We start from the raw sequence: 23,326 nt of genomic DNA, 5'->3' as shown, positions 1-23,326 counted from the left end.
GCCCAACATGGACGTTGGGCATTCAAGACGGGCAAGTTTTTCTTCTTCATTCTTTTCTTCGCACATGTGTCTTAACAAAATTTTAATTCCATAATTTTGACTTAACTGCTTTTATACTGTATTTCCAATGCCTTTGGAAGCATTAGCAGAAAAGGCAATGCTTTTTCATACTTTAAATCTTCATAGAACAATCCTATGCGGGCTAAATTATTGTAGTAGGCTTGCAGGTTGTGATAATAGTAATACTCGATTGCTATATACCACGCATTTTGACCTAAATGGCTACTTAAAAACCATTTTTCCAGCAGCCTGGCAGCTCTGCCATTACCGTCATTGAATGGATGAATTTTTACAAATATTAAATGAATGTAAGATGCATAATAGAAAATCTCTTCGGTGCTGGGCGAACCGGCAAGCAATGTCTCCAGTTCATCCCAAAAGCGTTCAAATTCCTTTTTTACAATGGATGCAGGCGCAGCTTCGTATTGTATGCGTTGAGACTGCTGCTCCATAATCAGCATGTTACCTGTCCTTATCACGCCTCGTTGTGCCTCCGGCAATAACTGACGGGTAGCTATGCTGTGGGCTTTATAAAAATTGGATAGGCTAAGCCTGTTGTCCCTTGCAAATTCATAGGCTGCGTACAAATCATTGGGCTTTTCGGTCAGGTTGGGCAGATATTCTATGTTGAGCACTTTGTGTTTTACATAGCTGTCAACCTCTAAGGTTTCGCCTTCTATACGGGATGAAGACATTACCGATACTGCAGTGGCAAATTTAAAGTTATCCGCAGTCCATTCTTTTTGTTTAATTGAAGAAAAGGTATCATTCAGGTCTATATCCAGCATGGATACATACGGTGACAGTAAATCGTTTTTAAGCAACTTTTCCATACTGTTTACTGATTAAAAATGTCTGTGTGAATAATATTTACCTGCAACAATCTTTTGCCTACTTGCAGTTGCTTGTCTTTGAGCGTTGCCAGAATATTGAAATCATAATTGATTTCTATTTTCACACAAGGTGGGTGCATTCCCGATTTTTTGTAAATATAGTCAAAAAATAAGGTTTTCGGAAGATGAATAATAAAATTTATTGCAAGGGTGGTACAGGCATTCCTGCCTGTATTCCGCACAGGCAAAATGCCTGTGCCACCCGTATAGGCAGGCAGCTTGTGTATTAAATATCACAAGAAGGATGCTTGTGTTACATTGTGCAGATAGTTACAAAAAATCGGGATTGCACCCGTTTCCTTTTGCTATAGTAACTCTCGATATCAAGGCTCGTGGTTAAACTATATCTTTGCAATTATAAAGTCAAGAAAATCATGGGATATAGTTAAACTTGCATTGTACAGATGCTTCAAATTTAGCTGTATATAATGGCTACTTTGTGTGAAGATTTTTGGAAGTTTTCAATTGTTACCTTCATTTGAAATCTTAAAACACCAGCAACTCTAATAGTTCCAAACAGGGCTTGTCCGTGCCACCCTTATAAGATTCACATTTTGTGAGTTTTTTGGGTATATATCACAAATGGCGAGCCGGTTGAGTGTCGTTGTCAATACGGGATACCATCAAAGAAATGACACACCTTCCGGGAAACAATGTCTTCTTTTCCCCGGTAGAAATGGTCGCTGTCTTCTATTAACTCACTTGTCACGGGCAAGGGTATTTTTTCTAAACCTTGCAGTGTGTCTTCCACTGTTGTGGCAAAATCATTTTGATTATATATGAATAATTTTGGTTTTTTACATTCCCTTAAAAAACTGAGGTTATATTTGCCAAATGGCGTGGAAATTGAAGCGAATGCCGATACGGCATCGCTTGCCGTCGCTACTCTCATGCCAACAATACAGCCAAATGAATACCCCGCAATAAATATCTTAGCGTCCCTGCCGGACTGCTTTACCAGGAAATTTAGAGCTGAATGAACGTCCGTTAGGGCATCGGCATAATTTTCACTGCTCATTGTTTTTTCCCAGTAGTGAAATATTTCTGCAATATCTTTCACCCCGCATTCGCTGTTACCAACGCCGCGGTAATTGAAACGGAGCGAGAGAAAGCCGGCTTTTGCCGAAACACGCGCAAGGCTCGTTATTATATTGTTTTCCATATCGCCGCCGAGGGTAGGATGGGGGGGGCATAAAAGAATTGCCCTGGAAGGCATTGTGTTTTCATCGTATGCCAATACTCCCTCGAGGGATAAATTATCAGAAGGGAAATGAACGTGTTCTTCTGTTATGTTCATGGTTGTGCAGAGACGTCCCTTTCTTTTTGAATGCCTTTCAAAAGTATTCGTGATAATTGGATATTGTGTATGCCATATTGTTGTATTTGCTTTACATACTTTTGCATTTTCGCGCTATTATTGTTTTCCCGGATAACCGGCTGCGTTTCTTCTCTCAAAAACTCTTTCCATTTATCATAGAGTAATCCGTAATCATCATTATGACACTCTATACAGATACTGCGGGTATCACGGAAGAGAAAATTGTTTTCTTCCTGTTTGTGGCAATCGGTACACAACACCGCCTTATACATCCAATCAGGGGTTCCGGTGACGGGAGAATGAATGCCCGCATAGCGGAACGAACCGTTTCGGTAGTCGTTTACCGCGGAATGGCATTTCAAACAATCGTCATTTGTTGCTTCATTGTGATGACATTTTTTGCAGTCGTTTTCTTCAATTATTAAACCGCCGTGTGTTTTCGTGTTTGCCGGATCGTTATTATGGCATTCACAGCATTCAATGTTCTGTATGGGTGAATGGCGGTTGTGCAAAAAAACGCCTTCCTTATATTTTGTACGGTAATGCAAATAATTTACGTGGCACCTGTCCGTGCATGAGCCTGAAGGATACACGAACGGGGTTTGCCGCATCAACAGGTTTTCTTCCCCTGATGTGGGTGGATTGAACGAAGCCATAAGAAAACAGGCGATGATTATTAATCGTTTCATGTGCTTTCCTGCAAGACCTGATTGAGTTTCGTGATGCTGTATTCCAGAAGGTCCTTTACATATTTAATGTTATGGGCGCCGTTACTCCCGTCTTCCTTAATAAAATAATAATTCGACTCCGCTTCAGTAATAACATGCCCTGCATTCTGAAGAGGTAGTTTTTTTGCCCTTTTCAAAAGAAGCTTTAGCAATCGCATTCTTTTCGAGACGAAAGATATTTGCTCGGATACTATTTTGTCAAATCCACGGTCGTGGCAATTGTTGCATACCTCCGGCGCTACTTTTGATAATAATACGTCCTTGTGGCATGCAGAGCAATTGAGCGTTGCGATAAACATGGGATCGGGTTCGTCCGCAATGCCTGCGCCGCCCGTTCCCGCCATAACCATCCATTGCGTTTTGTAGAGAGAGAGGTCAAATGTGCGGTTCGGAATATTTGAAAGCACAACTCCATTTTTCTTCATAGCGGTATGTATAATGGCACTGTGGCATGCAACACATGATGTTTTGTGATTCATTATATGGATATCATGCATGTCCGGTGCAGTATACTTTTCCTGAATAGTTTGATGGCATACATAACAATTCTCCCTGACAACGGCGCCGTTTCCCTGTACAACAGCGAAATGACAATCGGAACAACCCACGTTCTTCCTTTCTTCATAAGCAATGTGGTTAAATGTGTTGCCGTAAATTTGAATGTTTTTTTCTACGGGAGCATGACACAAGGTACATTCGGAAATGGGTTGTTTCTCCCTTGTGAGAAGCGCCTGTTGCATGCCGGCAAAATGACATACATTGCAGGTATCGGCCTCTGTCTCAAAATGTCTTCTGCCATTACCATGCGAGTGGCAGGAGACACAGCGCAACGTAAGATTGCCTGGAAAATGCTTTGTATGTGTTGCATGCCGGAAATCTCTTGTTTTTTTGAATCGGGTTGCCGTTTCTGAGAGTTTTTGTAAAGGATGACACAGTTCTGATGTACAACGTTCATCCGCCATTTCGACCGCCATTACCTTCATGCTTCTGTTTTCGGGTGCATGGCAGTCGATACAGGCAATGTTCCCTGACAAGACATTGTAGCATTTATTGTTGAATGTGACGTCCGAATGGCACTTGCCGCAATATTGTGTATACTTCACCTTCGTCACGGTAAAAAACAGCGCTGCCACAGCAATTGCAATGGCTATGAGTGCAGAGATTGCCAGCCGGACGGCGTGTCTTTTATTTAAATTTTTTACTTCTTCAAACATGATTTATTCTTCACTTACAACGTAACACTTTAGTCTTTTGAAACTGGAAATTGTCATTTGTAGTGCGACGAGGTTCGTCGCACTACATGGTAGAGACAGGTTTCAAACCTGTCTCTACTTAGATATCTCAAGTGAGGAACGAGCCGCAACTACTGGAATCAAAATCAATGCGAATATATTTTTTCCGCCAAAACGATGGATATGTCACGGTTTAATGACGTTCTTATCATTCTTGCCCTGAGGGTACAGACATTATCTTTCAGCGTAAAGTGGAATGGTATCATTCGCTTCTCCTTATAGTGCAGCGCTGTTTTCAATTCTACAAACAGGCTTGTCTCTCTGTAGCCTGCAACATGCCCCGTTTTATTTAACAACTCTATTGTCACGAGCACTTCCCGGTATCCGTAGTCACCCGTTGGTACACTATGCGGGATGCCGGTATTGGTTATTTCAAGTGCGCCTTCAATAGCATCTTCTGTTTGAACTATTTTAGTAAAGCAAAGGGACAACATATGCTCGTCAACGGGAATTAACTCCTGAAAAGAAAAAAGATGCTGCTTGCCTTCCCGCTTTGGATATATCTTTTGCCAGGGTTCATCCTGAATAAGTTTTCGGACTATTTCCGGCATATGGCAGTCCTGGCAGGTCTTTTTATCTTCGGCGTCTTTTATTTCTTTCCAGACGTTATACGTGCCGACGTGGCATTTTCCGCAAAGTTCACTGGCCTTGTAAAACATATTCATCCCGGTAACCGGATGCGGGGCGCGGGCAGGGGTTGGCCCGGCGAGTGTGCAGTCATTTAAATGGCAGGCATTGCAATTGACCCCCTCTTCTACATTTATATTCCGAGGGTCGATGCTTGCATCGGTAAAAATGGTTTCCGGTGCGTGGCATCCAAGGCAAAAAGTGAATGAATAATCAAATGTTTGTTCCCTAAAGGCATTGCTGGTATAACTGCCGGCATGGGGCGAATCTTTCCATTCATGGTAAATATCAATATGGCAATCGCCGCATTTTTCCGCTTCAGGCGATTTCATGCCTGTTTCCACCAGCTCAGGGTAAATAATGCAGCCGCTGATAATGAAGGCCATCGGAAAGAAAAAGATAACCATGAAAAAGAGGAACAGACGTCTGCCCATGGATGCATTTTCAGGATTGCTTCGTATCATGCCTTCGTTTTCCTCTGAAAATGAATGGAAGGAAGATAAAGAACAAGGCGCTTGCCACAAGCATAAGAATAAAGACAAACTCGCTGTGGATACATTTTTTGAGCAAATACACGGGCATGAAAAACCACGGAATATGTTCCGGTTTGTTTACAGGGTTAAACGGGAGCGGGAAAAACAAAACGGCAAGGAGGTCAAGCACCACAAGGAAGCAACCAACGATAATGTACCGGAACATTTCGTTCGGGAAAAAGGGTTCCAGCATATCCGGACGTTTGTTTTTCGTGTAATCTTTCATTATTTAGTTAATACCTTTTGTCTTCGGAAAAGACGCAGATAACCATTGCACAAGTCATTGCGTTGATGAATTATAATTACTGAGCAATATATATGCCACGCATTTTTAATGCGCCTGTTTTGAGTTAAACAACAACATGGCAATGGTTAAAATAAATAACGCAAACGATTTTTACAGAGATTTTTGCGCCTATGTGTAATATTTACAAAATAGCAATGTAAAAATTACCTGCCTGGTGGGCTTTTGTGTCAGGTTTTTTACTTCCCCATCAGTGGGAAATATGCCATAGTAGCCGCATGAACGAAGATCATTCACCCATGAAATTGCTTATGCAAAGATTGCAGCATAATGAAAGCGAAGTGGTGCGTCAAGCCCTTGAAGAAATCGGCAGATCCGGAAGGGGGAATCGCGAGGCCATAAAGATGCTTCAGGAATTTTTAAAGGGAGAGCGGCGAATGCCTCTCCGCGTTTTGGCGGTTCAAACTATTGCAAAAGTAAAAGAGTTCCTTCACTTTAGTCTTTTGAAACTGGAAATTGTCATTTGTAGTGCGACGAGGTTCGTCGCACAATTTAAGCAGACCCTATTCCTTATCGCACAACTGTTTTTTGGTGCGACGAACCTCGTCGCACTACATGGTAGAGACAGGTTTCAAACCTGTCTCTACTTAGATATTTCAAGCGAGGAACGAGCAGCAACCGTTTATATACTCCGCCCCTACGCTTATGGCAAGCAGCGCTATTATTGGAATTTTTCAAAAAACTAAAGTGTTACGCGTTTTTAGTTTTTCAAAGGACTAAAGTGTTACTCCGCAAAAGAATTCAAAAAACCGAACGTCTTTCAGTGCCCTGGGGCGGAGGAAATAAAAAGGGTTGAAATTTTGGAGGTAACGTGTCCCCACTGCCACCAGGAAGGTACGGCGTCGGTTGAACGTGGTACAGCAAAGAAGGCAAGTTGCAGGAACGCATCGTTATCAAAAATAATAAAATAACCGTGTACGACAGCAGTGGCAAGATAAAGAACCGCGCAGTTGTCAGAGATGGGCATATAACCGTGTATAGCAAGGAGGGGGCGGTAGTGGGCAGGGTGGTCGTCGGAAATGATTAAATCCTAACCCAAACGGGCCGGAAGAGATTATAAATGCCTATAAGTATTCATTATCGTTTCAACAATAATATGTTCTTTATGGTACTACGCGATTCATTAATGATGGCGTTCGGGTTAGTAATCCGAAAACTTTTCGCTGGTTCAATCTCCATCTGCGAAGCAAGAGTAAGGGGGTGTTGCGTGCAATGAGATGGCTTTCGTGCGCTGTTTGACATGCTGTCTGTGCTTGGTATAATGCATAATGGCTTTGATATGAGGTTTGTTACATCACGTCGTAAACGATAAAAAGGAGAGCAGAGATATGGCAAAAGAAATACATTTATTAAGCTTACCCGTAGAAAAGAATTTATGTAATAAGTGTAGACCCGTTAATTTGTACCAATAGAAAGGATTTTAATGATGACTGACTGGTTTATTCCTGAAATGGAAGAGTTTGAAACGCAGCGGGCCCTTTTAAATCTGAACCTGAATAAAGCCATTCGTTATTACCGCGAATTGATAGTGCCGGGTATTGGCGGAGTATGGTTTGTCCGCCAGCTATCGTGGGCGGCTGCCGGAATTAAACTTGCAGAAGAGATACATAACTTTAGACCGGTAAAAATTGCCAATGCGATTGAGGCTATGGCATGTAAGCTGGCATGGCGGCAGGATCGGAATCAAGAAGGTCTTCGCGGTAAAAGAGCCTTTAATAGATATTCTGATGCATGGAGTTTTAAGGAGCTTTCGCAACCCAAGTTTTACGTACGTATCCCGTTTCGTTCCTCAACTGTTCGCGCTCTTTCCAGTCTTGGATTAACTGAGGGAAGTCGGTTTAATTCAATGGAATTGACTAAGAACGGATCATGCCTGGCCGAAGCCTTTTTAAGCCAGAAAAGAGGCAAAAGCATCCGAAAGGCTATTACAGACTGGATTGGTGGCGATGAAATAAGAAATATTGTTGATGGTTTATGGAGAGATGCTACAAGTGAGGAAAAACAGATTACGTTGGATCGTCTTATGACAAATACAAACGATTCTTTGGCGAAGAGCGAGCGCAGGGCATGCTTGATTAAAGCATTTGGTAATTACAAAAAAGAAGACGTACCGGATTTAGATAGTGTAAAAAAGCATCTTCAGCCCGATCAGGTAATTGAAATTAAAACGGCGCAAGCGTTTGATGCACTTCTTAAAACGGGCCGTGATTTGATTTATGAATGCGCTGAAATAATCGATAAAGACAACATCCGGATTATCGGAAAATTAGCCGACAAACTAGATAAAATGCTGAAAAAATTGCGCTCTGCAGCAAACATATTCCATGAATGTGCGAATAAGTCGAAGAAGCAACACCAGGATGCGGCTAATTTTACGAATGAGATTCTCTCAATTGATCTTGATAATGACGAGGAATTACTTCGAAAAGTGATTACACGAGACGGTGTTATTTTGAAATCTGCCGCCGAAGGAAACAAAATTGAAAAAGGCCCTCTTTTTTCAAGACGCAAAGAAATGGATGAAGGCGCGGGAAATGAAAAACAAGAGGAATTTGCAGGAATGGAAGAATCCTCAACTGAATACAAAGTCCGTCAACTATTTGAACTATGGAGAAACTGTCAATGAGTGCCGAAAATAATGAAAGACAATCGTTATTAGATTTGTTCTGTTCTCCTGACGAAAAGCGCATAGGCGTTTTTGGACTGCTATGCGCGCTCTCAGCAGATGAAAAGTTTGCGGAAGGTATTTTAGAGCGGTTTTCTGGGTGGCAAGGAAAAACTCAGCGCATGCATTTGGGACATTGTTACATGGCTCTTTTTTTAGACCCCCATAACGGCCCAATTCCTAGTTTACCAGGCCTTTACCAGGCATATCCTGAAGAGCGTAAGTGGGAGGGAAAAACTAAGCTTCAGCACGCAAAGGTTGCGCTGTTAGGTTTTGGCGAACCAGCCAAAGGTCAACCGGATTATTATCGACTAATCGTTTTTACCGGCAACTGGACCAGCGAAGCTGTCAACAGTAGCATCAATCTGGTGTGGTATTGTGATTACGACTGTACCTCAAGCAGTGAAAACCAAAAACAAGAGGCGTCTGATATCTGTGAAGCTGTTGAATTTTGGAGGGTACTGCTGGGAAAAGACGGGAGTGGAGGCTATTACAGCATAGCAAAGAATCTGAATCTTAGAAACCGCATAACGAAATTTTTGAATGAAATTTCAGAAAAAGCCAACCCTCCTAAAAGAGGCTATCCACCCCGATTTGTTTCTAATTTACTTGATGTCAAGGCAAAAGGAAACGAAATTTTCGTTGATAATTCAATGGGAGCGCAGTTTATCAAATTTGTTGTTGAAAATGGAACGCGTCATAATTTTATATGCTGCGGTTCAGGTTTTTTTGAACAGGCGGATAAGAAGGACTTGCCAAAAGAACCTGAAGAACCAGAAGTTGTTAAGGGAATTGTGGATGTTTTAAAAGGGAAAGACCGGTTGGCAAAGAACGTCGATTATGTAGATGAAGACGGAAACAGAATAAGTAAATGGCTTGTAATTAATCCTGCAACATCAGGCGCTGTGGGAGAATGGATAAAGAATACTCCGGATAGCGATCTCACATGGTCTTTATGTCCGCCAAAGCATCCAGATAAAGAGGATGCGTCTTTTCATGCAAAATATATTTTTACCGCGAATAAACGGAACGATAGTTACTCAAATGGTCTTCTCTATATTGGGTCCGGCAACCTAAGCAAGCAGGGTTTTGCGCTAGGTCCTGGGACCAACGGCAATATTGAGGCAGGGGTATTTTTTGCAGTAAATGACTCCATAAAAGACAAAGATCTTTGTAAAAAACTCGGTATTGATCCTGATTACTGGCTTGATCCGGATTCAATTGAGGAGAACCCTGACGGTGAAGAATCAGAACAGAAATCAGAAATTCATCCATCCCCTCCGATAACATCATGTGTGTGGAATAGTGAAACATGCCTGTTGAAATTGGAATGGGATCAAAATCAGAACAACCCAAATGCCAGATGGGAAACAATTACAATAAATGGCGAAGCTATTCATAATGGCCAAGAAGAAATGCAGATAGATGTGAATTGTTTTAATATCAGGTTGAAGGCAAAACAGGAGGGTAAGCCTTACGAATGGAAATGGGACATTCCTGTATTCAACGAAAAAGGTGATTTTTATTCACCGCCTATGCGGCCAAAATCTATGCCGGAAATTCTTGATATGATTCGTAGTTTTCCCGCAGTCTATGAAGACGAAGACGAAGAGGAAGATGGCACTATTGAAGACGCTACGGAAGATAGCCAGACGGGCAATGTACCAAATCGTATCATCGAGGATTTCTGTGAATTGCGTAATCAATACAAAGATTCACCGCTTCATTCGGCTACTGCACTTGTTGAAACTATAGCAGTGCAAAACCAGCAAATTAGATTGGGACAAATGAGGGACTGGATTGCTCATCTTCGACAAACGCTTATTGAAGGAATGAAAAAAGAGACTATTAATGAATTACAGTCGCTTGGTACCAACTTTTTGGAGTTGCTCAAAGAAAAGCCTGGATTTGCCCCTGTTGAACCAACTGAAGAATATAAAAATTTTATTGAAGAAGTCATTGATAAATGGGGTTTTAAAAACGCAAAGTTGCTTGTGGAAAAAGGAGTAAGTAATGGATTGGAATAACACAATACAAAGAATGAACGAATTGGCAGGACAGGCAAGCAAGTGGAAGTTTGGACAAGATGATACTATCAGATGGATGTCTAATCGACTTGGAGAACAAACCGGTATCTTGATTGCTGATGAGGTTGGGATGGGTAAAACCCGTGTTGCTATGGTCGCTATACGGTCAGTGCTGGAGGCCGGTGGTTCAGTAGCTGTAGTGGTTCCGCCAGGTTTGATTTACCAGTGGAAGAAAGAATGGGAAGAATTTCTTAAAAGCATAGGCAATAAAGAACAAGATACAAAAAGCAGTAATGAACCGATCATGCTTCGTTCGTATTACTCGCTTTTCGAGGATAACAACCTTCAATTTCCTTTGACTCAAAATGCCGGGCGATGGCTGTTGATTTCGCATCAGTTTGGACCGCCACTGCTTAGAAATGATGCCAGACCTCGGCGATATATGTTGCCTGTTCTTGTAAAGGCGCTAATAGATGTAAATAACGGAAAACATAAGAGTAATAGTTACTGGCAGCTTGTCAAAAAGCTATATAAGGGCAATGAAGAATGTATAGGTGGCGCATATTGTCCGTCTAATAATAAAGAAAACAAAGCTACTGACTGTCCTGTTAAAATTGAAAATGTTGACTGTAATGAGTTACCTCAAATAAATAAGGCTGCTAACTATTTGATGGAATTGGTGGAAAATAAAAAATCTCTATTTGATGATTTTGCTACTGATGATTTGCCATTTCGTAGTCTAGAATCTGCAAAAGCAAAAGAAGATTTTAAAAAATACTTTAACGACGAAAAGCGCGGGCTAAAAATGATTAAGAAATTACTTGGTTCTATTGACCTTCTTATCATTGACGAAGCCCACAAAAATCGTGATGTTGAAGATGACCCTAAAAGGCTGGGCACTATACTTAGGGATATAATAGAGGCTGATAACTCCAAAAGGATTGCCCTGACCGCAACACCCATGGAATTAAATGCTTGCCAGTGGGAGGAAGTATTCAAACGGATAGGCGCCAAATATCCAAAAGATTCTGTTGATAATTTTGCAAAGGCACACACAGAGGCAAACAAGCACCCCGACAATGTTGCTATAATAGAGAGGCTGATCGCAGCTAGTAATGATTTTGTCAAAAAACTAAAACCTTATGTCACCCGCCGCATGCGAACAGAACAGAAGGAGATGCGTGAGTTGATTGGGGAAGAACTGTGCAAAGAAAAAGCTCACCCTCACCGTGATTACGAAAAAAAGATAAATATTGATTATTGCGAGATTGAAGACGAATGGAAACCCTCAGTTTTTGCCTTGGAAGCAATTGGTAAGGCTGCAAAGGGATGCATCACTGATGATAAAGACCTGAATAAACAACTAGGCCGGTTGAAAATCGCGGACAGTCGTTACGCAGCGGGAAAGATTAGCACATCGGGCGCAGATTCAACGAACAAAGAGACGGACGGGAATGGAAAAGATGAAAGTAACGATCAACAAAAACTCGATGAGGCTATTAACAAATATTTTGAAAACAATAGGCTTGATAAGAGAGACGATAATAATGAATATAACCGCCAAAGTTACATTCAAGGAAAACTTCGACGTATTCAGTATTGGAATCGTATTCTGAAATCAAACAATGCCGACCTTGCAGGGCATCCACGAATCAGAAAAACTGCGGATGAAATTGAGAAATATCTCTGGGATAATGGTCAACTGAAGCAGGAAAAAGTGCTGGTCTTTGGCACGTTTCTTGAGCCATTAAAATCGCTTTGGGATGTTCTGAATCGTAGGACTGTTTTGCGCCTCCTCGACCGCAAGAAGTCTAACGATGAGCATGAGCCTCCAATTCCAGGCGCAACAATGTGTATAGATAATCTTGCGGGTATTTGGGCAGAGTACCGGCGAATGGAGCCGCGTCCTTCAAGAAAATATTCATCGGAAGATGAATTGAAATCTGCAATTGAGAAAGGCGGCAAGAGCTACGAAGATCTACGAGACAAATTGACGACCCATATTGATAAAAAATTTGTAGCAACACTGCCGGGCGATGTGGCAATTAAAAATATTGAAAATGCTGAAGATGATGTGGTAAAACTTCTACGGGCACGCCTGGTCAATGACATAATTTATAACGACACGGAATTTGAACAATACCAAAAAAAAAATATAAAGATGAAAGCGCTGGACATCTGGTGTGAGTATTTAAAAAGTTTTTTTGATAAAAGGGATGACGAGCGCGAACCGGATCGTAAAGGTCAGCCAAAATCGACATGGGCCAAGCACGATTATTTCACTGGCGACGAGGAAAAAATAAAAGAGTTAATCCAATTAGATAATTTTGCTGATAATGTTAGCGAAGAGGCGCTAAAGAAACTTCTCAAAGATGAACTTGATCATTTGTCAGGCCGCTTCGGTATGTTTGCCCGTATGCTTTATGGCAATGTAAAAATGGAAACCAGGCGTGTACTCCAGGCACAGTTTAATGATAAAAACTCTTTCCCTAAGGTCATTATCGCTCAAAGTCAAGTTGGACGCGAAGGATTGAACTTGCATAAAGCCTGTCGTATAGTCGTCCAGTTTCATTCAGAATGGAATCCTGGCATAATTGAACAACAGATTGGACGCGTGGACCGGATAGATAGTTTATGGGAGGCGGAAGCCAAAGAATGGAAGGACAAAGGCAAGCAGGGTGAGATGCCAAAAATAACAGTCATTCCGGTTATTTTTAAAGGGACGTATGATTCTTTTCAATACGGGGTATCGAAAAAACGCAGGGAAAATCTTAAAGCTCACTTGTTCGGCGAATTGTTGAACGACGAGGCGCTTGATAAACTAGCGAATGATGATACTTTACGCGAAAAACTAAGGAAGGCAGCGCCGAGTTTTGCTCCCGAGTAACCTCTACCGTATAATTCGCCGTAAAAATGTAGAGGGGGCGACATAATATATTCAAACAAATAAGTTTTTCGAAAGATGAATAATAAGGATTTTTGCATTTTGAATTTAGTGATGGTAGAGTATTAACATTTCGATTCTCAGTAGAGATGTATACAAAAGCAGAACGAGTCAATCCCGCTAATTTATATGATCCAATTAATTGGAAAGATAGATAACTAACATTTTTGCGTTATGAATAAATCACCCTTCATCTCCAAAACAAAATACATCGCCGGTATTCAGTGCCATAAACTCCTCTGGCATTACTACAACGCAAAAGAAGAGTTCCTGGAAGTAGATGCCGGCACGCAAGCGCTATTCGACCAAGGACATTTAGTCGGTGAATACGCAAAAAAACGCTATCCAACCGGAATAGAAGTGTCTGAAGATATCATCGCTTTTGAAAAGGTCATTGAGCAATCTAAACAGTTAATCTCAAAACGCCTACCGCTTTTTGAAGCCGCATTTCGTTATGAAAACGTTTACGCCCGCGCAGATATTCTAAATCCGGTAGGAAGAAAAGCCTGGGAAATTATAGAAGTGAAAAGTTCAACCCAGGTGAAAGATATTCATCTTTACGACCTTTCTTTGCAGTGGTATACATATAAAGGAACCGGACTTGAGATCAAACGATGTTATCTTCTGCATATTAATAATGAATATGTCCGCAAAGGAGAAATCGATCCGGGAAAGTTATTTGCCCTTGAAGATATTACATCGGATGTGAAAATATTACTTCCAGAAGTTGAAGGACGATTGGAAAAAATGATCAAAGTAATTGCAGCAAAAAAATATCCCAAAATTGAAATCGGTTTACATTGTAACGACCCTTACGAATGTCCGCTGCAAGAAAAATGCTTTGATTATTTGCCAAGACACAATCCGCTGACGTTATATTACTTCAAAGGAGAGAAAGCCTTTTCATTGATAAATGATGGCGTCACCGATATTCTAAAGTTCGATGATTCCATCACACTATCCGCTAAACAAAAGATACAGATACAGAGTCTTCGGTCAAAAAGAGAGTATGTAAATAAAGAGGGAATACAGTCATTCTTAAATAAACTTGCTTATCCTTTATATTATCTTGATTTTGAGACTATCGGAACTGCAATCCCGCTGTTTGACCATGTAAAACCGTATCAACAGATTCCATTTCAGTTCTCGCTTCATATTCAAGCATCACCAAAGAGTAAACTTGAGCACATCGGTTATTTAGCAGAAGGCAAAGACGACCCCCGTCCGGAATTATTAAAGCTATTGAAAAAACACCTTGGCATGAAAGGATCGATTGTTACATACAACGCATCCTTTGAAAAAGACAAACTCAACAAAGCGTGCGAAGCATTTCCGGCTTACCGGGAGTGGAATCGGAAGATACAAGCCCGAATAGTTGATCTGTTGGATCCTTTCAAAGCCTTCTACTACTATAACTACAAACAAGAGGGAAGCGCATCGATCAAATCTGTCTTACCTGTACTAACGGGAAAAGGATATGATGGGATGGAGATCGCCGATGGTGGAACGGCGAGCAATGAATATCTGCGAGTGACGTATGGAGAAGGTGTTACCGAAAAAGAGCGAAAGACAGTTCGGAAATATCTTGAAGAGTATTGTGAGTTGGATACGATGGCGATGGTGAAAATTGTTGAAAAGTTGATAAAGATTTCCAATGGCAAAGTAGATTATTCGTAATACATTCTCTCCTGAAAAAATAACCTATCATGTTGAAACAGGTACGCAGATTCCGGGAACACAAGAATATGGTAAGTCTTCACCCATAAGGTGTGGGTAAAATCCGTTAGACAGTAGGGTGGATCAAGCGACAGCGAATCAACCGTTTCATTTATTATTGGTGGATTTGCTGTGAAAAAGCCCACCCTACACGAAATGAGAGAAAAGAGTCTTGGCGAGCATGGTATATTAACCCTGTCAGGGTTGTTTCTTTCATTTTGTGGGAAATATGCCATAGTAGCTGCATGAACGAAGAACATTCACCTATGAAATTGCTTATGCAAAGATTGCAGCATAATGAAAGCGAAGTGGTGCGTCAAGCCCTTGAAGAAATTGGCAGATCCGGAAAGGGGAATCGCGAGGCCATAAAAATGCTTCAGGATTTTTTAAAGGGAGAGCGGCGAATGCCTCTCCGCGTTTTGGCGGTTCAAACTATTGCAAAAATAAAGGAGTCCCCTCAATCTTCCGCAAAAGAATTCAAGAAACCGAACGTCTTTCAGTGTCCGGGGGCGGAGAAGATAAAAAGGGTGGAAATTTTGGAGGTAACGTGTCCCTACTGCCATCAGAAAGGTACGGCGTCGGTGGCCGGTTTTGAATATGAATTCGAATGCGAGAGCTGCGGGGGAATGATACAGCGTGATATCCCTGAAAGCTGTATTGAGAAATGTCCCGTGGGAAGCGAGTGTGTCGGTGAAGGGCGTTATCAAAAATATTTACAAGGCAGAAAGAAAGCTACTTGAAATACATAGCGCAGCCTTTGGCCGCAACCAAATTCGAAATACGAATATCGAAATACGAAACAAATTCAAATGACAAAAAATCCAATGCTCCAAAGAGAGTTAAAGAGTTAAAGAGTTAAAGAGTTAAAGAGTTAAAGAGTTTAGGAGTTAAAGAGTTAACTCCTAAACTCCTAAACTCCTAAACTCCTAAACTCCTAAACTCCTAAACTTTACGTAAGCCTCATCTAATCAATGCCTTACTGTTATGCATTTAAACGAGCATTAAAAACAAGAAGTTGGTGGATAGTGGTACGAAGAAAAGGTTACAAAAAAGAGGTTTTTACAGGGCAATACTATAAACCCATTTACTGGCAAAATGGATTTGTGTATTTCTCTATACCTACCGTAGTCATTGGTCCGTGGGCGGGAAAGACAAGGGTTTCGTCAGGCAGGGTGAAGATATGCTTGTGGATATGTTCTGTCTGGCATTGAACGGCCTTTGAAGAATTCGTACCACCAACTGAACCGCAAAAAAGGGCATCTCCCGTAAACACACCACCAGGGATATAGTACGACATTCCATGAAGCGTATGGCCCGGCGTGGATAATGCTTTGAATTGCAGCGCACCAACCTCAATTATTTCGCTGCCCTGCAGTATGTTATTGGCAGAATGTACCTCTCCCTCTCCGGCATAACTCTTAACAGGATAACGGCGGGAAAACTCCTGCATGCCTTCGGTATGGTCCCAATGTCCATGCGTAAAAAAGAGATATTGTAAGAGGATTTGCCGTTCCCGGATAAAAGCCTCTATTTCATCGCTGAAACCCCCGGGATCAATAAATACCCCTACCCTGGTTTCAGGGTCTGCAACAAGATACCCGTTAATCGGGTAACTTCCCACGGTAAAACGCCTGAATATCAGATTGCAAATCATGGCGTGATCTCCTTTGAGTAATTCGTTTTTTTCAAAAAATAAACGGCAAACCCCAGGTTAATCATAGCGCACCTCATCCCGGTTTGCCGCCTGATTTATATCGGTATCAATCCACTTTGTATCGACAAAATGCGCCTTATGAAACACCGCTTCATCAAGCGTGCATTTCTCAAAACTGCAACGGATAAAAGTTGCTGCCCGAAAAATAGCCTTTTGCAGACGGCACTCCACAAACCGAGTATCAATGAAGGTTGAGGAGGGAAAGCGGACGAAAAAGTAATCCTCCCGTTCAAACAGGCAATCATGCCACCATGAACCACTGAAGGCGACCTCGCTGAAAGAGGAATCCCGGAACTGGCACTTGTGAAAGGTGGAGAATCCGAAGGAACTCAGTTTTGCCGTGGTTTTTGCTATCGTACATCCGGAGAAATGGTTTGCGGTAAAAAGGGCATCCTGTATCATCACTTCTTCCCATTGGCAATCCTGATAATGCCCACCTTCGCAAAGGGCATGGCCGAAGGAAACATTTTTGAATTTGCTGTCCTGTGCACGGAGGTAACGGAAACGCCCTTCCTCGAACCTGACAGACTGAATATGGCTTTCAATCAGGCGTTTGCCGGAAAAATCCTCTCCGGCGATGGCCATATCCGAAAGTGTATCACGGATGTAGATCGTTTTTTTCTGATTTTTCTCTGGTTTCATTGTTTGATATATCCCTTTACTCTTTGTCTTAAACGCCTGTTAGAAAATGCATTGTATCGTTATATTCCTGCCCACTGAGCTTAGATCTATAACCACAGGGTTTATTTTCTTTTTGTTGTTATCATAAAGAATTTTTATAACAGGCCTGTTAAGTGAATCTCTGTTTAAAGAAAATACAAACCCGGTAAATCCTTCGTATGCGCCATTTTTAATCTTTATCTCTGTTCCTACCGGGTATTTTGGTAATAAATCCAGAAAATATCGCACTAATTCTTTATTAAAATGTGTCTCTGCTCCGTTTTTAATAAGTTCATATACAATATCATGAGGAATCGGGGGACGAAAAGGCCTGTTTGCTACACAAGCATCATAAAAATCCGCAATAGCTGCAATTTCTGCCGGCAGTATTATTTTTGCCTCATCGCTGTAACATATCTCATTTACATTATAGAAGTCAAAGGTATTGCTCCCCTTTAACCCCAGTGGATATCCGGAACCATCCTGCCACTCATGATGCTGATAGGCGATGTGTGCGGCAACAAATCCCACATGTTCCAGATCCTTCAGTAATTCATACCCGAGAACAGAATGTTTTTTAATTTGTTCATTTTCATGTTCTGACAACTTTTCCCGTTTATTGAGTATTTCCATATCAATAAAAATGTTTCCGATATCATGAAGAAGTTTTCCGATAGCGATTTGTTTTAATTTATTTCTGTCCAGGCGCAATCTCTTTGCAAAGAGTAAAGCCACAATCGCAGAATCAACGGAATGCTCATAGGTATAGTTGTCATGAGTTTTTATGGTACTCAGTCCAGTCAAAACCTCCTTGTCCATAATCTCGTCAATGAAAAAGCTTATATCGTTATTTAATTGTTTTAGTTCGATATTTTGGTGGAATGTTTTTTTGAACTTTTCGGAATTGATGTTGTTTATGATGGATTCACAGGTACTTCCTTTCATGCTGAGGTCTTTAAAAGAATCAGAAATCTTTTTGTATGTTATGATGACGCGCTTCGTCATCATCGTATGCACTTTTTCAGAAATAATCTCGGGCGTTTCTATATCCGCAGTGTCTTCCTCCTCCACATATACGCATACAATGCCTCTTCTTTTAAGGCTCAGAATATGATCCTGCGTAATTGCTATCCCCTTTTTAAGGAGAATTGCATAATTATCTCCGTAGATAGTCTTACCAAGCGCCATTCCTGGCGTAATGTTGTTTACATGTTTTCTTATCATAGATTTTATTTTATAACGGTTACCAGTAAAACCAATGAGATATAAATGTATGGAATACATAATATCTTATAAAAAATATTTTTTCCAGAGATTATGCAGGACGCACCTTCAGGTTTGCCTTTCTGCAATTATTTGTTTGCAGCCTAGCCGCGCTATGAGATAATTGATATCCACTGTGGTTGTCCCCCTTTGGAGGGGGTTGGGGGGAGGATTTTGGAATTTGTTTCGGATTTCGTATTTTTTATTTCGAGCTTGTTTGGTTCTGACTATGTCAGCTTAGGAGGTTATTTGAGGAAAAATGAAAAACATCAAAAACGGTAGTTTTATTTGTATTGCAGCGTTGTTCCTTTTGTTTCCATGCGGCAACCTGTCATATGGACAATCCGGGCTTCAGACTGTGCAGGAAGAGGAAGCGCAGGGTGTTCCGGAAGAGACAGCTTCCCTGACGGCGTTGAGAGGGATTATTCAGATAATGGAAGAAATTCAGGGACAGATTGCCGTCAAAAAAAATGAACTTGCAGGCATAACAGAACAGGAACAAAGGACAGAAATTATTAAAGAAATTGAGAAACTCAAAGAACATTTGAATACATCAAGAGAAAATTTTGAAGAAATTGCAACCGGCCTTGACCTGAAAATGTTCGATGCAAAACCACAGAAACAATTTGAGTGGAAAGAGGAAGCCCAGGTGCTGATTGGGCCTATCATTAATGAGTTAAAGAGTATAACCGCCCGACCAAGATTAATTGAAAATCTCCGGACGCAGGTGTCGTATCATGAAAAAAAGATTCAGTTTGTAAAAAACGCCTTAAGGAATATACAGGAACTTACTGCGCATGTGCATGATGAGCTGCTAAAAAAGCAATTAATCGCACTGGAGCACGAATGGTACAATAAAGGAAAGCAATGCTCTACGGAACTCACAATAGCCAAATATCAGTTGGCAGAGAAAGAAAGTGAAAAAAAATCTTTGCTCGAATCAAGCCAGAAGCTGGTAAAGGGGTTTTTTAAGAGCAGGGGGAAGAATTTTATCTTTTCAATAATCGCCTTTTTTTCCGTTTTCTTCCTCCTTCGTTATATCCATAGGTACGTTTATAGAAGCAGTTCTGTTTACAAGTCGGTGAAGCATTCATTCTACGTACGCCTTGCGGAGGTATTTTACCATATCGCAACCTTCCTTGGCGCAACAAGCGCATTGTTGATCGTGCTTTATATTTCAGGGGATTGGGTTCTTTTGGGATTGGCGTTCATATTTATATTCGGGATGATATGGACGGCAAAACAAACCTTGCCGCGCTTTTATGAACAATGCAAACTTTTGTTAAATTTGGGAACGGTAAGAGAAAATGAGCGGGTAATATATAATGGCTTGCCGTGGAGGGTTGCTTCCTTAAATCTTTACACCTATCTTGTAAACCCAGAATTAAAAGGAGGAATGCTCCGGCTTCCGATCAGAGAACTCGAAGGGATTCGTTCCCGTCAATTTCATAAGGATGAACCATGGTTCCCCTCTAAAGAAAATGATTGGGTAATCCTTGCGGACGGTACCCTGGGCAACGTGGTTATCCAAACTCCGGAGATAGTTAAGCTTTTGGTTATCGGCGGAAGCGATAAAACCTATTCAACCGTGGAATTCCTGCAACAAAAACCTATAAACATTTCAACGGTGTTTTGCCTCCATATTACGTTTGGCGTTGATTACCAGCACCAGGCAATAAGCACTTCAGAGATACCGGGCATATTGAGAGAAATAATTTTAAAAGAACTTTCAAAAAACGGTTATGAAAAAGATATCAATAGCATTGTTGTTGAATTTAAAGAGGCGGGGTCGTCTTCGCTCAATTATTCAATCCTTGCCAATTTCTCAGGACGGGTCGCCAGGGACTATTACAAACTTTCCCGTGCCATTCAAAAAATAGCGGTTGACGCGTGCAACAAGCATGGCTGGACGATTCCATTCACGCAAATTACGCTTCATAACGCAGAAAAGCCGCAACCAAAAAGAGTTTAACCACAAAACACAAAGCACAAAGGGTACTAAGAGGGTAGCATTCCCGATTTTTTGTAACCGTTTGTGTAATTGGGGCAAAACAACGCTGCAAGGGATGTGGCAGCCTGTCCCCCCCGCTGGCGGGGGATTAAGGGGGTGGAATTGTCTGCGGAGCGTGGGAAAGAGGGGCAAATTTGTTTTTATAATAAAGGGGTAGTTGAATCGATGGAGAAATCCAGTCCACCCCCTGCACCCCCGCCAGCGGGGGACATAGTTTGAACAGGAGCATTCCCGATTTTTGGTTAACTAATAGTACATTGTTGCCCTCAAGCTGGAAGCTTGAGGTACTATTCTCCCCCTCCCCCCTGCTAATGGCATTTTTACAAAAAATCGGGAATGCTCCCCACGAAGAGGAACTTACAAAATCATGTAGTGCGACGAACCTCGTCGCACTACAAATGACAAGTTCCAGGCACTTTTTGTCAAAATATTTATTGCCCAATCGGCAATCTGCAAATTGCCGATTGCCGATTGGAGACTGGGAACTGTTTTCGTGCTTGTTTAATTCCGGCTTTGCCAGCTTGGGGATTAGAGATAGGATTTGCTATTTCCCGCCCCCCTTCACATCATTCTTTGTATTACTCCTTGACAACCTTTACATTGAGCGTTGCCTTCAACCCATCTGATGTGAATAGTACTTTTGCATTACCTTTCTTATTTCCGGCAGTGATGGTGAATGTTGCCTCCCCGTTTTTATCGGTTTCTGCCGTTTTCGCCGGTATTTTTATAAACTTCTTCCCCTTTTTTATTTTTGCTTTCACCGTAACGCCTTCAGAGAAGCAATCATTGTCGCCCTTCACCGTCACGGTAACTTCTTCACTTTCTCCCCTTGCAAGGCTTAATTCAGATGCCGCCGTTATAGATTTCGCATCACATTCACCTGGTTCCGGACTTGGAGTTGGTGTTGGTGTTGGTGTTGGTGTTGGGGTTAAGGTTGAAGATGGGGTTGCACTTGCATCTGCATTTATAAGTTCCAGTACTGCTATATATGATGGCTTTTCAATAAAAGTTACTTCGCCGGTGGTTTGGTCATCTATGACCTGTGCAAGCAATCCTTCTGCAACATCTGCCGCCTCTAATTCATCATTATCCCTCAAGGTTACAAATACCTTATCAACGCCATTGTCCAGAATGTCATTTATGGAGGAAGCATAGTATTCCGCCTGCGATATGAGGCCGTTTTTATAATTCTTATCCGTTTGATAATTAGGGTCAGATGTGTATCCATGTTCCGATACCCATACCGGACCGTTGAAACCTATCGATGAAAACATCTCTATAAACTCTGCAACCATATCGGGCAATTTATCGAGATCATCACGAACGTGAATGTTGGCAATGTCAAATTTATCCGGGGCATTTTCTGCCACTTCCTGCAGCCATTCAGAGAGATCCCCATGGTTTAGTGGCATAAAAACGCCCGCAATAAGCACGTTTGCAGAGCTGTCCTCCGCCTTAATAGCGTCATATGTTGTGGAGAGCAATTGTGCATATTCCGAAGCATCGCCGTAAAAGAATCCTTCGCATGCAGTGCTGGTGCAAGTATATTCATTGGGTTCGTTCCAAACTTCCCAGTAATGAATATCGCCTTTGTATCGTTCCACAACCATGGCAATCCATTTTGCCCATTGATCATAATCTGCAGGGGGGCAAAAATTGGGGTCATAGGTGGCCTCTCCTGACGGACAATTCCCTGCCCAGTCGGGCATTGAAGAGAGTGTTCCCAATATCTGTACGCCATATTTTCCCGCCAAATCTACAATAATATCCATTGGCTCCCAGTCCGGAGGTGCGTCTTCCTGAACAAAAATGGATGACAACTGAACATCAAGCCGCAGGTAAGCAACCCCCAATGCCTAACTTTTTGGAAAGAGTTCTTCGATGTCAACCTCCGGCATGTCCGGGTAAATCATGGAATGTGCGCCGTAATTCTAGCGGCTGTATGAATAAGAGTCGTTAACAAAGGAGAGGCTTAATATTACCAGGAGGAGGCCTCCAACTGTTTTTTTAATCCTGTAATTATTCATTTTCCCGATACCATTCCTTAGACTAATGTGTTTTGGCGGTTGGTAAATTAGGTCGGGTTTTAAAAGGCAAAAACCCAGCGGCATTCATTTTTACCCACCCCTCATATACCAATAAATTGTAGCATTCCAGGCATCTGTTGTCCAATCACTCATATCTGTGTTTACTAATTGCCTAACGAATCTAATATATCCGCCATCTACATCGGCATAATCAACCCTCCATTTTTCACGATGATGCGTATCATGGGGCTATGTACTGTGGTAAAATGCCATTCCCAAATCACAAAATCCCCGTTTGGAAGCTGGAATTTATTTGTCATTTGTTCTGTTCATAGAAGGCTGTATAGAAAGTATAAAACGTTTGGTTCAGGTTGCAAACCAATGTCATTAAGTTAAGAAACCTGCCAGAAAAGTCCCCCTTAAAAAAGGGAGATAAAGGGGGCTGTTTTTAATCAAATATCCTTAACTTAATGACATTGGGTTGCAAACCTGAACCCGCGAATGTAGTTTCCGGTGCCATTACGTTTCCAAACAGATACTTCAC

At 41.6% G+C, this 23,326-nt stretch carries 19 protein-coding genes; 9 read left to right on the top strand and 10 right to left on the bottom strand.

Annotated features, from left to right (window positions below; translation table 11 throughout):
- Positions 1 to 101: 101 nt before the first annotated feature.
- The 6 genes from QZT26_RS00255 to QZT26_RS00230 form a co-directional block, all read right to left on the bottom strand.
- Entirely contained in the window at positions 102 to 893 is a 792-nt protein-coding gene (locus tag QZT26_RS00255; protein WP_164994286.1) for a Fic family protein, read from the bottom strand.
- 5 nt (positions 894 to 898) lie between these two features.
- Entirely contained in the window at positions 899 to 1,141 is a 243-nt protein-coding gene (locus QZT26_RS00250; protein ID WP_164994285.1) for a hypothetical protein, read from the bottom strand.
- 419 nt (positions 1,142 to 1,560) lie between these two features.
- Positions 1,561 to 2,250 carry an alpha/beta hydrolase gene (locus QZT26_RS00245; RefSeq protein ID WP_295099944.1) on the bottom strand — a complete coding sequence of 230 codons (690 nt, stop codon included), beginning with the start codon at positions 2,248 to 2,250 and terminating at the stop codon, positions 1,561 to 1,563.
- Positions 2,247 to 2,960 (bottom strand): hypothetical protein, encoded by a 714-nt coding sequence (locus QZT26_RS00240; protein WP_295099942.1) that lies wholly within the window; start codon positions 2,958 to 2,960, stop codon positions 2,247 to 2,249. Before QZT26_RS00240 ends, QZT26_RS00245 begins: the two co-directional genes overlap by 4 nt.
- Positions 2,957 to 4,213 (bottom strand): cytochrome c3 family protein, encoded by a 1,257-nt coding sequence (locus QZT26_RS00235; RefSeq protein WP_169703531.1) that lies wholly within the window; start codon positions 4,211 to 4,213, stop codon positions 2,957 to 2,959. The genes QZT26_RS00240 and QZT26_RS00235 overlap by 4 nt, the downstream gene beginning before the upstream one ends.
- Before the next feature lie 164 nt (positions 4,214 to 4,377).
- A complete protein-coding gene (locus QZT26_RS00230) occupies positions 4,378 to 5,250 on the bottom strand; it encodes a cytochrome c3 family protein (protein WP_295099939.1) in 873 nt (290 codons plus the stop codon).
- A 28-nt stretch (positions 5,251 to 5,278) separates the two neighbouring features.
- On the opposite strand from QZT26_RS00230, the gene QZT26_RS00225 reads away from it, so the two are divergent.
- The 8 genes from QZT26_RS00225 (at position 5,279) to QZT26_RS00190 (ending at position 15,847) form a co-directional block, all read left to right on the top strand.
- Positions 5,279 to 5,719: a hypothetical protein gene (locus QZT26_RS00225; RefSeq protein ID WP_295099937.1), complete on the top strand. Its 441-nt coding sequence runs from the start codon at positions 5,279 to 5,281 to the stop codon at positions 5,717 to 5,719.
- A 203-nt stretch (positions 5,720 to 5,922) separates the two neighbouring features.
- Positions 5,923 to 6,441, top strand: coding sequence for a HEAT repeat domain-containing protein (locus QZT26_RS00220; RefSeq protein ID WP_295099935.1), 519 nt, complete (start codon positions 5,923 to 5,925; stop codon positions 6,439 to 6,441).
- Positions 6,442 to 6,629: 188 nt separating this feature from the next.
- Positions 6,630 to 6,782: a hypothetical protein gene (locus tag QZT26_RS00215; protein WP_295099934.1), complete on the top strand. Its 153-nt coding sequence runs from the start codon at positions 6,630 to 6,632 to the stop codon at positions 6,780 to 6,782.
- Positions 6,783 to 7,178: 396 nt separating this feature from the next.
- Positions 7,179 to 8,381, top strand: coding sequence for a hypothetical protein (locus tag QZT26_RS00210; protein WP_295099933.1), 1,203 nt, complete (start codon positions 7,179 to 7,181; stop codon positions 8,379 to 8,381).
- Positions 8,378 to 10,447, top strand: coding sequence for a hypothetical protein (locus QZT26_RS00205; protein ID WP_295099931.1), 2,070 nt, complete (start codon positions 8,378 to 8,380; stop codon positions 10,445 to 10,447). The genes QZT26_RS00210 and QZT26_RS00205 overlap by 4 nt, the downstream gene beginning before the upstream one ends.
- On the top strand, positions 10,434 to 13,334 hold the full coding sequence (locus QZT26_RS00200) for a DEAD/DEAH box helicase family protein (RefSeq protein WP_295099929.1): 2,901 nt from the start codon (positions 10,434 to 10,436) through the stop codon (positions 13,332 to 13,334). The genes QZT26_RS00205 and QZT26_RS00200 overlap by 14 nt, the downstream gene beginning before the upstream one ends.
- Positions 13,335 to 13,565: 231 nt before the next feature.
- A complete protein-coding gene (locus tag QZT26_RS00195) occupies positions 13,566 to 15,068 on the top strand; it encodes a DUF2779 domain-containing protein (RefSeq protein WP_295099928.1) in 1,503 nt (500 codons plus the stop codon).
- 305 nt (positions 15,069 to 15,373) lie between these two features.
- Complete coding sequence (locus tag QZT26_RS00190) at positions 15,374 to 15,847, top strand: HEAT repeat domain-containing protein (protein ID WP_099325309.1); 474 nt, start codon at positions 15,374 to 15,376, stop codon at positions 15,845 to 15,847.
- Positions 15,848 to 16,191: 344 nt separating this feature from the next.
- Here QZT26_RS00190 and QZT26_RS00185 read toward each other — a convergent pair whose 3' ends face one another.
- From QZT26_RS00185 to QZT26_RS00175, 3 genes are read right to left on the bottom strand one after another with little or no spacing between them, the layout of a single operon-like run.
- Complete coding sequence (locus QZT26_RS00185) at positions 16,192 to 16,761, bottom strand: MBL fold metallo-hydrolase (protein ID WP_164994273.1); 570 nt, start codon at positions 16,759 to 16,761, stop codon at positions 16,192 to 16,194.
- A gap of 57 nt (positions 16,762 to 16,818) precedes the next feature.
- Complete coding sequence (locus tag QZT26_RS00180) at positions 16,819 to 17,463, bottom strand: pentapeptide repeat-containing protein (protein WP_169704082.1); 645 nt, start codon at positions 17,461 to 17,463, stop codon at positions 16,819 to 16,821.
- A gap of 39 nt (positions 17,464 to 17,502) precedes the next feature.
- A complete protein-coding gene (locus tag QZT26_RS00175; RefSeq protein WP_295099925.1) occupies positions 17,503 to 18,705 on the bottom strand; it encodes an HD domain-containing phosphohydrolase in 1,203 nt (400 codons plus the stop codon).
- Positions 18,706 to 19,003: 298 nt separating this feature from the next.
- Between QZT26_RS00175 and QZT26_RS00170 the strand changes: the two genes are divergently transcribed.
- Positions 19,004 to 20,716: a hypothetical protein gene (locus QZT26_RS00170; protein ID WP_295099923.1), complete on the top strand. Its 1,713-nt coding sequence runs from the start codon at positions 19,004 to 19,006 to the stop codon at positions 20,714 to 20,716.
- A gap of 617 nt (positions 20,717 to 21,333) precedes the next feature.
- On the opposite strand, the gene QZT26_RS00165 is transcribed toward QZT26_RS00170, so the two are convergent.
- Entirely contained in the window at positions 21,334 to 22,608 is a 1,275-nt protein-coding gene (locus QZT26_RS00165) for a glycosyl hydrolase (RefSeq protein ID WP_295099921.1), read from the bottom strand.
- Positions 22,609 to 23,326 lie beyond the last annotated feature (718 nt).

This window comes from uncultured Candidatus Kuenenia sp. (assembly GCF_900696675.1).
GTDB classification, from domain to species: domain Bacteria; phylum Planctomycetota; class Brocadiia; order Brocadiales; family Brocadiaceae; genus Kuenenia; species Kuenenia stuttgartiensis_A.
The sequence above is the reverse complement of the archived record's forward strand: the minus strand, read 5'-3'. Positions and strand labels throughout refer to the sequence as shown.

Excerpts from the sequence above, each read along its gene's own strand:
- QZT26_RS00205 (WP_295099931.1), top strand. The coding sequence starts at position 8,378 with ATGAGTGCCGAAAATAATGAAAGACAATCGTTATTAGATTTGTTCTGT.
- QZT26_RS00180 (WP_169704082.1), bottom strand. The coding sequence starts at position 17,463 with ATGAAACCAGAGAAAAATCAGAAAAAAACGATCTACATCCGTGATACA.
- QZT26_RS00190 (WP_099325309.1), top strand. The coding sequence starts at position 15,374 with ATGAAATTGCTTATGCAAAGATTGCAGCATAATGAAAGCGAAGTGGTG.
- QZT26_RS00175 (WP_295099925.1), bottom strand. The coding sequence starts at position 18,705 with ATGATAAGAAAACATGTAAACAACATTACGCCAGGAATGGCGCTTGGT.
- QZT26_RS00185 (WP_164994273.1), bottom strand. The coding sequence starts at position 16,761 with ATGATTTGCAATCTGATATTCAGGCGTTTTACCGTGGGAAGTTACCCG.
- QZT26_RS00255 (WP_164994286.1), bottom strand. The coding sequence starts at position 893 with ATGGAAAAGTTGCTTAAAAACGATTTACTGTCACCGTATGTATCCATG.
- QZT26_RS00170 (WP_295099923.1), top strand. The coding sequence starts at position 19,004 with ATGAAAAACATCAAAAACGGTAGTTTTATTTGTATTGCAGCGTTGTTC.
- QZT26_RS00235 (WP_169703531.1), bottom strand. The coding sequence starts at position 4,213 with ATGTTTGAAGAAGTAAAAAATTTAAATAAAAGACACGCCGTCCGGCTG.
- QZT26_RS00230 (WP_295099939.1), bottom strand. The coding sequence starts at position 5,250 with ATGAAATCGCCTGAAGCGGAAAAATGCGGCGATTGCCATATTGATATT.
- QZT26_RS00240 (WP_295099942.1), bottom strand. The coding sequence starts at position 2,960 with ATGAAACGATTAATAATCATCGCCTGTTTTCTTATGGCTTCGTTCAAT.
- QZT26_RS00225 (WP_295099937.1), top strand. The coding sequence starts at position 5,279 with ATGCAGCCGCTGATAATGAAGGCCATCGGAAAGAAAAAGATAACCATG.
- QZT26_RS00200 (WP_295099929.1), top strand. The coding sequence starts at position 10,434 with ATGGATTGGAATAACACAATACAAAGAATGAACGAATTGGCAGGACAG.
- QZT26_RS00195 (WP_295099928.1), top strand. The coding sequence starts at position 13,566 with ATGAATAAATCACCCTTCATCTCCAAAACAAAATACATCGCCGGTATT.
- QZT26_RS00245 (WP_295099944.1), bottom strand. The coding sequence starts at position 2,250 with ATGAACATAACAGAAGAACACGTTCATTTCCCTTCTGATAATTTATCC.
- QZT26_RS00210 (WP_295099933.1), top strand. The coding sequence starts at position 7,179 with ATGATGACTGACTGGTTTATTCCTGAAATGGAAGAGTTTGAAACGCAG.